Genomic DNA, 14,109 nt, shown 5'->3' with positions numbered 1-14,109 from the left:
CAGGACAACGCCGTCCACGTCTAGCCTAGTACGTCTGCCCGCGCGCCACCTCTCGCGGTCCCCGCACGCCTTCCACGCGGTCCCCGCACGCCGAGTCGGCACGTTTTCCGCTATTGGCACTCCTTATAGCGGAAAACGTGCCGACTCGGCGGAGGGATTAGCGCTCTTGGGCCTTAATGCGGTCCCAGGCCACTTCGATCTCGGCGATGCTCGGGATCGGATCGTCGGCGGGGCGCGCAGTCCCATCGGCATGGAAGACGTGCGGGTTGCGGCGCTTCATTTTCGCGTCGATCGTGTTCACGACATCCGCGAAAGTAAAGGCGCCGCGTTCCTCGGCCAGGCGCGCGTGCAGCACGACCTGCAATAAAACGTCACCGAGTTCGCCCATGAGTTCTGAATCCGGGTGGCCCTCTTCGATGGCCTCGGCCAGTTCCTCTGTTTCTTCGCGCAAGTACGGCACCAGCGTTTCGGCGCTCAGCCGGCCCATCCAGGGGCACCGCTCGCGCAAAAGCGCGATTGTTTGCGTGAAGTCCCGAATCGCCGCGGCGTCTGGGCCGCTGAGTTGATCGGGCTCGCTCGGCTCGCTAGGCCCGCTCGGCCCGCTAGGCCCGGGCGGCGTTGAACGCTTCGACAATGTAATCGGCCAGGGCTTCACGCTCGTCCAGCGGCAAGAACGCCGCCTCGACCGCGTTCAAGGTCAGGTACAGCACGTCATCCAGGTCAAACCCAAAGGCGTCGACCAGCAATTCGAACTCGCTCGTCAGGCTCACATCCGACATCAACCGATTATCCGGGTTGACCGTCACTTTGAACCCGGTGCGGTAGAGCATGTCGATGGGGTGCTTCTCGATTCCCTCTCCCGGGCCGGTCGCGGCCAAGGTTTGCAGGTTGGAGGACGGTGCCACTTCCAGCGCGATTCCGCGGTCGCGGACCCAGGAGGCTATCGGCCCCAACGTCACCATTTCTACCGGCTCATCGGCACTGCCACTAGCCCCGTCCGCGGCATCCACCTCATCGGCGGGAACCGTTTCGATCTCAAAGTCTTCAATGATCCGTACACCGTGGCCCAGGCGCAAGGCTCGCCCGTCAACAATCGCGTCACGGATGCTGTCCAAACCGGCGGCTTCGCCCGCGTGCACGGTGCAGGGCATCATATTCTCGGCCAGATAGGTGAACGCCTCAGCAAAACGCGAAGGGGAAAAACCGGCTTCGGCGCCAGCAATGTCGAAACCGACCACGCCGCGGCCGCGATGACGCACAGCCAGCTCCGCGATTTCCATGCTGCGATCGGCATGACGCATCGCGGTAATCAACTGCCCCACCTGGATGACCCCGCCTGCGGCCTCAACCGCGGCGACTCCGGCCTCCAGCCCGGCCTGCACCGCGTCCACCGCCTCATCCAGAGTCAGACCGCCAGCCAAGTGTTGCTCGGGCGCCCACCGAACCTCGCCATAGACCACGCCGTCGGCGGCGAGATCTTCAACAAACTCTTGCGCCACACGAGACAGATTCGCCGCGCTCTGCATCACGGCAATGGTGTGATCGAAGGTTTCCAGATACAGCTCCAATGTCCCCGAACTTGCCGCCGTGCGGAACCACTCGCCGAGGGCCACCGGATCGGTTGAGGGCAACTCGTGCCCGATCTCGGCCGCCAGTTCGATGATCGTCGCCGGGCGCAGCCCGCCGTCGAGGTGGTCGTGGAGCGACACCTTGGGCAGCGAACGGATATCAAAATCGACGTTCAGGGCAGAGTCAATGGCTTCAATTTCTTCGTTCACGATCCCTACTCTACGTGAGCGGACTTGGCCCCCGCACGTGTTTCGTCGAGCGCATCCGAGTCACCCCGCGCATCGGTGCGCAGCACGCTATTGGAGGCATCGCCGTCGTTCTTCTGCGCCGCACGTGCGCGGGAGGCGAGGTACGCGTCATGGCGGGCGGCCCGGCGGTTGTGGATGCGCATGATGATGCGGTCCAAAGCGACGCCGAGAATGATCGCCAGGATGATGGCGATGAGCGCGCCGAGGAGCGGATTGTCATGCATCCAGGCGCCGGCAAACGCGCCGATCGCGACCGAATACCCGGCCCAGCAGACGCCGGAAAGCACGGTGAGCAGCATGAACGCTCGGTGCGAGAAGCTCGTGGCGCCCGCGGTGAAGTTCACTGCCACACGGCCGCCCGGGATGAACCGGGCCACCAAAATGAGCGAGACCGCGCGCTTACGCAACTCCTCGCCGGCCCAGGTGAAGGACTTTTGCACTCGTTCCCGGCGCATCCACTTGAACCTGTCGGTGCCGATTGCCCTGCCGATGAGGTAGGCGGTATTGTCGCCGACCCACGCGCCGCCGGCCGCGGCCAGGATCAGCAGCAGAATATTCGGGTTGCCGCTGGAGACCGCGATCGCGCCGAGACCGACCACCACGGATTCGCTCGGGACCGGCGGGAAGAAGCCGTCGATCGCGCAGAAGAGGAACACCGCGAGCAGCACCCACCACGCGCCCGAGTACTCGATCACGACGTTGTTCAGCGTGTCCATCGTGTCGCCGAGCCAGGAGAAGGCACCGGAGATGGAGCCGAAGAAATCGTTGAGCCATTGCATGCGGAGCGGGTACTTTCAGCGTTGATTTCCCCCGCGAATACGGGGTTATTCCATGGTAGCCATGTGCATGCTGGCCGCGCCCTCATCCTTTTGCCGGAGATTGGCGGGGCGGGTCTCCATCCGCGGGACCAGGGTCGGCGCGTCTGGGCTTCGTTGCGGGGCGAGTTTGTAGGGTTGTTTTGACATTGCAGGGGCGTATACGGCCCTACTTTGTCGAAACAACCCTACAAAGGCTGAAGCACGACGGCGATACTCGCCTTCCCTACCGTCCCCTCCTTGGACGTGGGGAACCAGATGCGGCTTAGTCCACCCGCCCCAGGATGAGGCGCTGATCGACGCGCGTGCCCTCCGGCGCGATCTCCACCGCATTCTCCAGCACTTCTTTGGCACGCGGGAGAGTGTCTTCCTTGTCGGTCAACAGGGTCATGATGCGCTCCCCTGCCTTCACCGTTGCCCCGGGTTTCGCGTACATACGCACGCCCGCGGCGGCCTGGACCTCGTCCTCCTTGCGGGCGCGTCCAGCACCGAGACGCCACGCGGCGACACCCACGTCCAGGGCGTCCAGTTTCGTCATGACACCGTCGGCCGGAGCGAGAATGTCCTCGGAATACTTTGCTTGCGGTAGCGGTGCTTCCGGGTCGCCGCCTTGGGCGCGGATCATCTTGTTCCAGACATCCATCGCCCGTCCGTCCTTGAGCGCCTCCCGGGGATCCTCGTCGGTGATGCCGGCTCCAGCGAGCATTTCCTTCGCCAGCGCAACGGTCAATTCCACGACATCCTCGGGCCCGCCGCCGGAGAGCACCTCGACGGACTCCTCCACCTCGATCGCATTACCGGCAGTCAAGCCGAGCGGGGTACTCATATTTGTCAGCAGTGCCACCGTGTGAACGCCGGCGTTTTTGCCAAGGGCCACCATGGTTTCGGCGAGTTTGCGGGCCTGCTCCTCGTCCTTCATGAACGCGCCGGAGCCAACCTTCACATCTAGCACCAAGGAGCCGGTCCCCTCGGCGATTTTCTTGCTCATGATGGAGGAAGAAATCAGCGGGATGGACTCCACCGTCGCGGTGACGTCGCGGAGTGCATAAAGTTTCTTGTCCGCCGGGGCCAGGCCGGTGCCTGCCGCGCAAATCACGGCACCGACGTCCTGCAGCTGGTTCATGATTTCTTCGTTAGAGAGGTTCGCGCGCCAGCCCGGAATGGATTCGAGCTTGTCCAGGGTGCCGCCGGTGTGCCCGAGCCCGCGCCCGGACAACTGCGGAACCGCAACGCCATACACGGCAACAAGGGGCGCCAAGGGCAGGGTGATCTTGTCCCCAACGCCGCCGGTGGAGTGCTTGTCGCTGGTCGGTTTTTGTGCGCCATTAGGCAAGGTGAGCCCGGAAAAGTCCATGCGCTCACCGGTGGCGATCATGGCCTGGGTCCACTCCAGGATTTCCTCGTCATTCATGCCATTGAGGAAGATCGCCATCGCCAACGCGCTCATTTGCTCCTCGGCAATGACTCCGCGCGTGTAGGCGTCAATGGTCCACTTGATCTGCTCCGGGGTGAGGGTGTGCTTGTCGCGCTTGGTGCGGATGATGTCTACGGTGTCGAATTGCTCGGCCATTTATCTCTCCTTGAGTTCAACTCCCACGCGCCAACCCGTCTGAGGCCGGAACGCGTTTCTACTTTTCTAAATCCTCGGGCCCAAACGCGTCCGGGAGCACTTGGTCCATGGTGCGCAGACCGGACACCGTTTCCAGCACCATCCCCGGTGCACGGTGTTCATACAGGAGCTGACGGCAGCGTCCGCACGGCATCAAAATTTCGCCCGCCCCATCCACGCAGGTGAACGCGACAATACGCCCGCCCCCGCCCATGTGGATCGCGGACACCAGCGAGCATTCGGCGCACAGCGTCAACCCATAGGACGCATTTTCCACGTTGCAACCGGACACGGTACGCCCATTGTCCAACAGCGCTGCCGCACCTACCGGGTACTTCGAATACGGCACATAGGCCTTGCCCATCGCCTCTTGGGCCAGGGCGCGCAAAGCACCCCAATCCACCTGGGCCTCCTCGCCTGGGCGACCACTCGCCGTCGTACTCATGCCCCTAGCCTTTCACATATGGGACGCCGCTGGCAGCCGGTGGACGCGCCCGGCCCACGAGCCCGGACACCGCGAGAATGGTGAGCGCGTAGGGCAGCATGTTGAGGAACTCGCCCGGCACCGCGGAACCGGCCACGGACAGGTTGGACTCGAGGTTGCGCGCCACACCGAAAAGCATGGCCGCCAGGAACGCGCCGATCGGATTCCAGCGCCCAAAGATCATCGCGGCAAGCGCAATGAAGCCGAGCCCGCCAGACATGTCCTTGGAAAACGCGCTGGTCGCCACGAGCGTGAAATATGCGCCGCCGATACCCGCGATCGCCCCGCCAAGGACCACGTTCCAGAAGCGGGTGCGGTTGACGTTAATGCCGAGCGTGTCGGCCGCCTGCGGGTGTTCGCCGACCGCGCGCACGCGCAGACCCCACTTGGAGCGGAAGAGCGCCCACCACATGCCGACCACCAGCACCAGCAACAGGTACCCCAGGATCGATTGGTCGAAGAACAGCGGGCCGATGACCGGGATGTCGCCCAACACCGGGATCTTGATCGCGGGCATGCGCGGCGGCTGGTTGAGCGGTGAGGTGGGGCTCGCCATGAATTTTTCGTAGAAGAAGCCGGTCAGTCCGGACACGAGCACGTTGAGCACCACGCCGACAATGATCTGATTCACCAGGTATTTGATTGCGAAACTTGCCAGCACCAGTGACACGAGGACCCCGGCGAGCGCGGCCGCGACGAGCCCCGCGAACGCGTTTCCGGTCATCGAGCCGACCAGCGCCGCGGTGAACGCGCCGCCGAGCAGCTGCCCCTCGATCGCAATGTTGACCACGCCCGCGCGCTCGCTCATGATCCCGGAGAGCGCGCCGTACGCGATCGGCACCACGATCAGCATGGCGCCGGTCAAAAGGCCAACCAAGGAGATCGTGGTCGAGTTTGTGCCGCCGACGAGCCAAATCAAAAACCCGGCGACAAAGACGGTGGCAATGACCGCGCTCATCCAGCCGGGCGTCTTGCCGGTCTGTCGGACCTTGCGGTACGCGAGCACCGTGATGAGCGCGCAAATGACCGCGATGACGTACCCGGCGGCCTTCGCCGGGATGACTAGCGCGGGAAGCTGGACCGCGTCCTGGTCACGGCTGAGGCGGAAGGTTGCGGTTCCGTCCGGGCCGAGGATCGCAAAGAAGAGAAGTGCGACGGCGGTGAGCACCGCGAAGCCAATCGGCGCCTTCCAGTGGCGCACCAGGGGGACGCCTTGTGGCGCGGTTTTTGTCGTGGCGTCCGGGGTGCCGGGGTTGTCAGGGGTGCCGGGGTTCTCCGGCGTGGTGGCTACGTGGCTCATTTGCCGGCCTCCTTGCCGGAGCGGTTGTTCGTGTGGGGGTCCGGTGCCGGCGCTGCGGTATCTGCGGCCTGGGCGGCTTCGGTGGTGGCGAGCGCGCTGTCGGCCGCGACTGTTGCGGCTTGGCTCTCGGCCTCGTCGGCGCGCTCTACAGCGAGTCTTCTCGCCTGCTTTCGAGCCGCCCGGTTCATACCGAAAAGTCCGCGGATGAGAGGCGGGGCTGCAATGAAGAGCACAATGAGCGACTGGACAACCAGCACAATGTCGCTGGAGACACCTGCCTGAACTTCCATCGTTTGACCGCCGGCCTTGAACGCGCCAAAAAGCAGCGCCGCGAAGAAGGTGCCCCATGGTTTGGATCGGCCAAGGAGCGCCACGGTAATCGCGTCGAAACCGATACTGCCGGCGATGCCGCCGGTGAGCCGGCTTTCCGTCCCGGCCAGTTGAGAGGCTCCGGCGACGCCGGCGAGCGCACCCGCGATCACCATGGCGAGCGTGAAGCCTAAGGGAACGTTCATGCCGGCGGTGCGGGCGGCGTGCGGGTTGGTGCCAATGGCGCGCAATTCAAAGCCGTAAGTGGAGCGGTTCAAGAACCATGCCGTGCCGATCACGGCCAGGATCGCGAGCACGAAGGACCAGTTGAGCCGGAATTCGCTACCGAAGAGCGCCGGGAACATGGCGTTCGGGCCCATCGGCTCTGAAATAGGTTCAACTCCCCCTTCGGCCTTGAACGGGTTGTTGAGCATGTAGGCGAGGAGTGAAACCGCAATGTAGTTGAGCATGATGGTCACGATGACCTCATGGGCGCCGGTGCGGGCCTTGAGCAGTCCAGCAATACCGCCCCAGATGGCGCCGCCCAGTGCGCCTGCAATAATCACCAGAAGCAGGTGGATAACCGGCGGCAGGTTCGTGCCAAAACCGACGGCGCCGCCGAAGATCGCGCCGAGAATGATCTGGCCCTGGGCGCCAATGTTGAAGAGACCCGCACGGAAAGCGACGGCCACCGAAAGGCCCGCAAGGATCAGCGGGGTTGCCTGGGTCAGGGTTTCCATGAAGGCGAGTTGTCCGCCAATGGTTCTCGCACTCGGGTAATAGGTGGCCCCTTGGAAAAGGGCGCCGTAGGCGTTACCAATCGCTTTGAACGCGGCGGCAAAGGTGTCCCCGGGCCGCGAGAAAAAGTAGCCCGCCGCACGCGCGACCTGTTCATCGGTGACCGCGATCAGCAGCGCTCCGATCACCAGCGCAACAACCACAGCGAAAAAGGACACGAGCACGGGTCCGGCCACGATTTGTTGGAAAACCTTGTGCCAGGAAAACTCTTTGGGCGCTTTCGGCGCGGTTTCCGGTGCCACTTGCGGCGTCATGACAGTCTCAGACACGGTGTGCCTCCAAGGCTTCGTCGGCGCTCATTCCGGCCATCATGAGACCCAAAACTTCGCGCGGGGTGTCGCCGGGGACAATGCCCATGAGCCGCCCTGCGTAGAGCACGGCGATGCGGTCGGCGAGTTCGCTGACTTCCTCTAGTTCGGTGGAAACGATCAAGACCGGCACACCCTTGTCGCGTTCGGCAATGATTCGTTTGTGTAGAAATTCGATAGATCCCACGTCCACGCCGCGCGTGGGCTGGGATGCGATGAAGAGTTTCAAGTCCCGGGAGAGTTCACGCGCCATGACGACCTTTTGCTGATTTCCGCCAGAGAGCGAGGCCACCGGGTCTTGCGGGCTCTGAGCGCGAATATCGAATTCGGCGACTTTTTCTGTGGCGTTGCGATCGATTTCCGGTCGCTTCATGGTGCCCAGGTGAGAGAATTCGGGATTCTGGTAAAGATCCAGGACCAGGTTGTCAGCAATGCTGAACGGCCCGACGAGACCTTCCACGGACCGGTCTTCGGGCACAAAGCCGACTCCTTGGCGCAAGGTCTTGCGGACGCTTTGGTGGATGAGTTCTTTGCCGTGCAGTTTCACGGAACCGAAGACGTTTGATTGCATGCCCATGATGGCTTCGGTGAGTTCGGTCTGTCCGTTACCTTGTACTCCGGCGACCGCGAGAACCTCACCGTCGGCAATGTCGAAGGACACATTGTCGAGGACAGTGGTGCCCGCGTTGTTGGCGACAGTGAGTCCTTCGACGACGAAGTTCACCTCGCCGCGCTTCGGAGCATCCTTTTCCAAGGTGAGGCTGACTGCTCGTCCAACCATCATTTCAGCGAGTTCGGTGGGGCTCGCGTCGGGAGATGCCTGGCCCACCACCTTGCCACGGCGGATCACGGTGATGACGTCGGCAAGCGCCTTGACCTCGCGCAGTTTGTGCGAAATGAAGACAATGCCCTTGCCACTGTCCTTGAGCTGCTTGATGATCTCGATGAGCTCGTCGGTTTCTTGCGGGGTGAGCACGGCGGTGGGCTCGTCCAGGATGAGAATGTCGGCGTCCCGCACCAGCGCCTTAATGATTTCCACCCGCTGCTGAACGCCGACGGGCAAATCCTCCACCACAGCGTCCGGGTCAACGTTGAACCCGTATCGGTCCGAAATATCGCGAATCCGCTTTCTGGTGGATTCCAGGTCCAAAGCGCCAGCAAATCCGGTGCTTTCATTGCCCAGTGCCACGTTCTCGGCAACAGTGAATGGTTCGACCAGCATAAAGTGCTGGTGCACCATGCCAATGCCCGCCTTCATCGCCTCGCGCGGACCTGCAAAGGTGACCGGTTTGTCGTCGATGAGGATGTCCCCGCTGGTCGGCTCATAGATGCCGTAGAGCACGTTCATGAGGGTAGATTTCCCGGCACCGTTCTCTCCCAGAAGCGCGTGGACTTGGCGTGGTTGCACCACCAGGTCAATAGCATCATTGGCGGTGAAATCACCAAATTTCTTGGTGATTTTTTGAAGTTCAAGTTTCATGGTTGAGCAATCTTTGCGGTGAAAACACATGTCACCGCGAGCGTCCGGACGGGACGCTCACGGTGACATGATTCCAACTATTTAGGGCTGGCCGCCGATTCGACCTTGATCGAGCCATCGATGATTCCGGCCTTGATGTCCTCAAGCTCCTTCTTCATTTCGTCGCTGACCTTGGAGTCGAAGTCGTGGAACTCGGCAAGGCCCACGCCATCATTCTCCAGCGTGCCGATATAGGGCTCGGCGGAGAAGTTGCCCTCTGCGGTTTCCTTCGTGACCTCGTATGCGGACTTCTTCATCTGCTTCATGACCGAGGTCAGGATGATGCTCTTGTATTTCGGTGCCGATTCGTATCCATCGGAGTCAACCCAGATGAGAGACACGTCCTTGCCGGCGTCGTTAGCGGCAAGAACCGCGTCACCTGCACCGGAGCCGAGCGGTCCAGCGACCGGAAGAACGATGTCGGCGCCCTCGTTGATCAGGTTTTGGGCGGCCTTTGTGCCTTCCTGGATGATTTCAAATGTGTTGGCAAAGGCGCCTTCTTGGGTGTCCTTGTTCCAGCCGAGCACCTCGACGTTCTTCCCCTTTTGCTCGTTGTAGTACTGCACGCCGTCATAGAAGCCGTCCATAAAGATGGTCACGGTGGGAAGTTTGATACCTCCAAAGGTGCCAACCTTGCCGGTCTTCGTTTGCCCGGCAGCCAAGTACCCGGCCAGGAATGCTGCTTGCGCGGTGTCGTATTGGATCGGCTTCACGTTGGGAACGCCGAGGTCGCCAAAGTCGATGATCGCGAACTTGGCATCGGGATTCTCAGTTGCTGCGGCCTTGGTGGCGTCGGCCAGCTTGAACCCAACGGAGAGCGTCAAGTCGCATCCGGCCTGCATCATCTGATTCATGTTGGGCGCGTAGTCCGAGTCGGCCTTGGACTGAGCTTCCTTGACGTTGATGCCGAACTCGGCTTTAGCCTGCTCCAGACCCTCATAAGAGGACTGGTTGAAGGACTGGTCATTGAATCCGCCGGAGTCGGAAACGATGCACCCCAGGAAATCGCCATACTGGGTGGCCGCGGCCGTGGATCCGCCGTCCCCGCCTTCACCTGGGGGCGCACCGCAACCGGACAGGACAAGTGCCGAGGCGGCGATCAGCGAAAGAGATGCAATGCCCCACTTTTTCTTGGGCACGAAAGAGGTAGTCAAGATGGCCTCCGTTGATGATTCGAGTGGTTTCCCCAAGGCGTCAGTGGAATGACTTCGCTGCGACTCTGGTGCGCAGTCGCGCGGACCGCGTTGTCCGCACGCCGCGTGTCGGCGTTCTGGTTTCGTAATGCCTCAGGCGTATAAGCATAACCATACCGGGTGACCTGGCGCACACCGTCGCCGAAACGCTAACGGTTCGGCATCACTGTGCGCGCTTGGCGTCCACGAGCTCGGCCGCGGCGCGCAAAGCGGCCCCGGTCATGACCTTGACGCCGACCTCGATGGCGCCCTCGTCCGGGATGTAGTCGCCGCGGTGCAGGTCATAGGTTTCCCCGCCCGGCGTCCGGGTGCCCAGGCGCATCATGGCGCCGGGCACCTTGTGGGTCATCCACGCGAAATCCTCGCCACCCATCGACTGCGGAGTGAGTACGACGGCGTGTGGTCCAATTTCCGCGCGGGCGGCGGTTTCAATCAGCGCGGTTTCTTCCTCGCGGTTCACCACCGGCGGCACACCGCGCACGTGCTGGAGTTTGACGTCGACTCCATAGGGTGCGGCGATGTCCTTGACGACCTCGTCCAGCAGGTCGCCCGCGCTGGTCCAGGCTTCGGCGTCGAGGCAGCGCATGGTTCCGGCGATAAAGCCGGTGCCCGGGATGGCGTTGGGAGCGCTCCCAGCGTTGATGTGTCCCCACACCACAGACACACCCGAACGCACATCGATGCGGCGGGAGAGCACGGCAGGGGCGTTAGTAGCAATCTGGGCGAGAGCAAAAACCAGGTCCTCGGTCAGGTGCGGGCGCGAGGTGTGGCCGCCGTGCCCGGAGAGTTCCACCCGAATGGTGTCCGAGGCACTGGTGATTGCCCCGATTCGGGTTCCCACCTGACCCACATCGATGCGCGGATCGCAATGTAGTGCCAATACCCGTGGCACCTCATCCAAGACCCCCTGCTCGATGACGTCCAGCGCGCCGCCTGGCATGGTCTCCTCGGCGGGTTGGAAAATCACCCGAACGGTGGCCCCGAGGCCGAACTCTTGGTGGTAACGGTGCAGGGCGAGCGCCGCGCCGAGCATGGACGTGGTGTGGATATCGTGGCCGCAGGCGTGGGTGATGCCGCGGTTCTGCGAGGCATACTCGAGTCCCGTCTCTTCCAGGACGGGGAGCGCATCGATATCGGCGCGCAAGGCAATGGCTATAGGCCCGTTTCCAATGTCCACAAAAGCGCCGGTCTCGGCCAGCCGCTGCGGCGCCAGGCCCGCGGACTCCAAGGTTTCGACAATGCGGTCGGTGGTGCGCTCTTCGTGGCGGGAAAGTTCTGGATCCTGGTGCATCTGGCGCCGGAATGCACGCAATTGGTCGAGCAGCGGCGCTACGAGGGCGGCCACGGTGCCGGGCTGATTCTCTGACCGGTTCTCAGGCCGATCGCCTGTTTGGTGCGTCGTCAACGTCGAACTTTCCACCCCACAACACTAGCGCTCTCCGGCAGGCGAGTCATGCCATATGTCACCCCATGACAGCCAACCCATCCTGCCGTTCATCCGCTAATTGCGTTTTCATGACGCAATTGCGGGATGAAAACGCAATTAGCGGATGAACGGGCGCAGGTGCGGCTAGAGAACCTCGGTCTCCCCGCTCGCCTTGAGCGACTCGACGGTCTGTTTAACCCGCTGTGCATGCTCGGTCGTGGTGACCAGCAGCGCGTCCGGGGTGTCCACAATGACCACATCTTCGATACCGATCAGCGCAATCAGGCGCTTGGTGTCTGCCACCACCACACCGGTGGCGTCCTCGGCGAAAACCCGGTTACCGTCGCCAATGACCGAAATGCCATCGGTCTCGGTGGCACGGTTGAGCCGCCCAATCGCGGCAAAGTCCCCCACATCATCCCAGGTGAACGTCCCCGGGATCACCGCCACGTCACCGACCGCCGCCGCTGGTTCGGCCACCGCGTAGTCGATCGCAATCTTCGGCAAGCTCGGCCACACGCGCTTAGCCACTTCCACCCGCTGCGGGGTATCCCACGCCTGGGCGATCTCCATGAGCCCGGCGTAGAGTTCCGGCTGATTCGCCTCCAAGTGCTTGAGCATCAGCGCAACCGGCGCCACAAACATGCCGGCGTTCCAGCTGTATTGCCCGCTCGCAACATACTCCTTAGCCACCGCCTCGGACGGCTTTTCCACAAACTCTTCGACCGCACGCGCGTGCGGGGCCCCGGGCACGGACAGCGCCCCGTTGGACTTGATGTAGCCGAACCCGGTCGACGGGTGCGTCGGCTCAATGCCGATCGTCACGATCTTCCCGGTCGCCGCCGTAAAAATGGCCTCGCGCACCGCTTCCTGAAACGCCTCGATCGGGGCAATGACATGGTCGGCCGCAAAAGAACCCATGATGATATTGGGGTCCCGCTCGTGCAGAATTGCGGCGGCCAAACCAATCGCCGCCCCCGAGTCTTTGGGTTCAGACTCCAAAACCAGGTTCTCGTCCTGCAGCTCGGGCAGCTGCGCCAACACCGCGTGTCGGTGCACCTTCCCGGTCACCACCATGATGCGATCTCCGGCCAGCGGGCACAGGCGATCATAAGTGGCCCGAATCATGGTGGAGCCGGATCCGGTCAGATCATGCAGGAACTTTGGCGCCGCGGCACGTGATAAGGGCCACAGCCGGGTGCCCACGCCCCCGGCCGGAATCACCCCATAGAAACGGTCCAGAATCTCGTCATTGCGCTGCGCCCCCGCTGACTGGGAAGACCCAGTTTGCGCGCTCGTTGTAGGTTCCATCCCGCTAAACGATAGTGCACCGCGGGCAACTCCGCCCTCATTCACATGGGTGACATTAGCAATACTGGCGCCCACCCCTGGCACTAGCTCAGCCCAAAAACCCGGCGCGCAACGCGGCCAAGGCGAGCAACGCCGTCGTGCTTCAATGGGAAAAGGTAGGCGAGCCTAAATTGAAGCAGTGCACGCGCCAAGCCTAGATTATTCTTGAGTTTAAGCAGTTGCGACGATGCTGAATCTGTGCGGGATTTCGGGCGCTCGCCTCATGCTTCGCAGAGAGGATTTACCGTGATCGACACGAAGGTCGGCACACTCTACCGCGGCCGCGACGGCATGTGGTCCTGGGTGGCTCACCGTATTACTGGTGTAGTTATTTTCTTCTTCCTGCTGGTTCACGTTCTTGATACGGCCCTCGTGCGAGTTTCCCCCGAGGCGTATAACGCGGTCATTTCCACCTATAAGAACCCGCTCATGGGTTTCGGTGAATTGGGATTGGTTGCCGCGATCGTGTTCCACGCATTCAACGGCCTGCGTTTGGTGGCCGTGGATTTCTGGAAGAAGGGCCCCAAGTATCAGCGTCAAATGTTCTGGGGCGTCATGATCGCCTGGGCGCTGGTCATGATTCCTTTCGCCATCCGTCAAATGTTCGTGATTTTCGGGGAGTAGGCACATGAGCACCATTGAAGCACCGCGCAGCGCCTCCGGATCCGGCGGAAAAATCCCGAGCGAGTACAAGCGCACTAACGCCGGCATCCCCGGACTTCGCCCGAACTTTGAAATGATCGCCTGGCTGTTCATGCGCATTTCCGGCGTGGTTTTGGTTGTCCTGATTTTCGCGCACTTGTTCTCCAACCTGGTTGCGGGCGAGGGCGTCAAGCAAATTGATTTCGGTTTTGTTGCCGGTAAATGGGCGGGCCCGTTCTGGCAAATTTGGGACCTGGTTTTGTTGTGGCTCGCCATGCTGCACGGCACCAACGGTCTGCGCACGATTATTAATGATTACGCGGAAAGCACCACATTGCGCGCCTGGCTCAAGGGCATCCTGTACGTGGCGTCCGCGACCATCATTGTGCTCGGCACGCTGGTCATCTTCACCTTCGACCCGTGCCCGCCAAGCGCCGACCCGAGCCTGCTCCCGAGCTTCTGTCCGGCACCTTAATTACCTACGACGGCGATGCCTCCTTTAAGCGTGTCGGCTCGCCTGAACTTCACGCACCAGAAAT

Annotated in this window: 14 protein-coding genes; 2 read left to right on the top strand and 12 right to left on the bottom strand. The window is 62.2% G+C overall.

Features of this window, described 5'->3' with window-relative positions; all coding sequences use genetic code 11:
• Positions 1 to 157 precede the first annotated feature (157 nt).
• From O148_RS14475 to O148_RS0103055, 12 genes are all read right to left on the bottom strand, one after another.
• A complete protein-coding gene (locus O148_RS14475) occupies positions 158 to 634 on the bottom strand; it encodes a MazG nucleotide pyrophosphohydrolase domain-containing protein (protein ID WP_240470777.1) in 477 nt (158 codons plus the stop codon).
• The gene (locus O148_RS0103105) at positions 603 to 1,778 is read right to left on the bottom strand and encodes an adenosine deaminase (protein ID WP_026529753.1); all 1,176 of its coding nucleotides are present in this window, start codon (positions 1,776 to 1,778) and stop codon (positions 603 to 605) included. Before O148_RS0103105 ends, O148_RS14475 begins: the two co-directional genes overlap by 32 nt.
• Positions 1,779 to 1,783: 5 nt before the next feature.
• Entirely contained in the window at positions 1,784 to 2,596 is an 813-nt protein-coding gene (locus O148_RS14470) for a DedA family protein (RefSeq protein WP_075204262.1), read from the bottom strand.
• 45 nt (positions 2,597 to 2,641) lie between these two features.
• Positions 2,642 to 2,782 (bottom strand): hypothetical protein, encoded by a 141-nt coding sequence (locus tag O148_RS17700; RefSeq protein ID WP_157374470.1) that lies wholly within the window; start codon positions 2,780 to 2,782, stop codon positions 2,642 to 2,644.
• Positions 2,783 to 2,897: 115 nt separating this feature from the next.
• On the bottom strand, positions 2,898 to 4,202 hold the full coding sequence (locus tag O148_RS0103090; protein ID WP_026529752.1) for a thymidine phosphorylase: 1,305 nt from the start codon (positions 4,200 to 4,202) through the stop codon (positions 2,898 to 2,900).
• Positions 4,203 to 4,260: 58 nt separating this feature from the next.
• Positions 4,261 to 4,686 (bottom strand): cytidine deaminase, encoded by a 426-nt coding sequence (locus O148_RS0103085; protein WP_035744694.1) that lies wholly within the window; start codon positions 4,684 to 4,686, stop codon positions 4,261 to 4,263.
• Between the two features lie 4 nt (positions 4,687 to 4,690).
• The gene (locus O148_RS0103080) at positions 4,691 to 6,025 is read right to left on the bottom strand and encodes an ABC transporter permease (protein ID WP_026529750.1); all 1,335 of its coding nucleotides are present in this window, start codon (positions 6,023 to 6,025) and stop codon (positions 4,691 to 4,693) included.
• The gene (locus O148_RS14465) at positions 6,022 to 7,401 is read right to left on the bottom strand and encodes an ABC transporter permease (RefSeq protein ID WP_075204261.1); all 1,380 of its coding nucleotides are present in this window, start codon (positions 7,399 to 7,401) and stop codon (positions 6,022 to 6,024) included. Before O148_RS14465 ends, O148_RS0103080 begins: the two co-directional genes overlap by 4 nt.
• The gene (locus tag O148_RS0103070) at positions 7,394 to 8,920 is read right to left on the bottom strand and encodes an ABC transporter ATP-binding protein (protein WP_026529749.1); all 1,527 of its coding nucleotides are present in this window, start codon (positions 8,918 to 8,920) and stop codon (positions 7,394 to 7,396) included. The genes O148_RS14465 and O148_RS0103070 overlap by 8 nt, the downstream gene beginning before the upstream one ends.
• 77 nt (positions 8,921 to 8,997) lie before the next feature.
• Positions 8,998 to 10,113: a BMP family lipoprotein gene (locus O148_RS0103065; protein ID WP_240470776.1), complete on the bottom strand. Its 1,116-nt coding sequence runs from the start codon at positions 10,111 to 10,113 to the stop codon at positions 8,998 to 9,000.
• A gap of 202 nt (positions 10,114 to 10,315) precedes the next feature.
• On the bottom strand, positions 10,316 to 11,497 hold the full coding sequence (locus tag O148_RS14460) for an amidohydrolase (protein ID WP_035744691.1): 1,182 nt from the start codon (positions 11,495 to 11,497) through the stop codon (positions 10,316 to 10,318).
• Between the two features lie 225 nt (positions 11,498 to 11,722).
• The gene (locus O148_RS0103055; protein WP_084157009.1) at positions 11,723 to 12,889 is read right to left on the bottom strand and encodes a mannose-1-phosphate guanylyltransferase; all 1,167 of its coding nucleotides are present in this window, start codon (positions 12,887 to 12,889) and stop codon (positions 11,723 to 11,725) included.
• Positions 12,890 to 13,174: 285 nt separating this feature from the next.
• On the opposite strand from O148_RS0103055, the gene sdhC reads away from it, so the two are divergent.
• Positions 13,175 to 13,552, top strand: coding sequence for a succinate dehydrogenase, cytochrome b556 subunit (sdhC, locus tag O148_RS0103050; protein WP_026529746.1), 378 nt, complete (start codon positions 13,175 to 13,177; stop codon positions 13,550 to 13,552).
• A gap of 4 nt (positions 13,553 to 13,556) precedes the next feature.
• Positions 13,557 to 14,045 (top strand): succinate dehydrogenase hydrophobic membrane anchor subunit, encoded by a 489-nt coding sequence (locus O148_RS0103045; protein ID WP_026529745.1) that lies wholly within the window; start codon positions 13,557 to 13,559, stop codon positions 14,043 to 14,045.
• Positions 14,046 to 14,109: the final 64 nt, after the last annotated feature.

The sequence above is a fragment of the Haematomicrobium sanguinis DSM 21259 genome, from assembly GCF_000688395.1.
Lineage (GTDB): Bacteria > Actinomycetota > Actinomycetes > Actinomycetales > Micrococcaceae > Haematomicrobium > Haematomicrobium sanguinis.
Note: the sequence above shows the minus strand (reverse complement) of the source record. Positions and strands in the feature narration are given on the sequence as shown.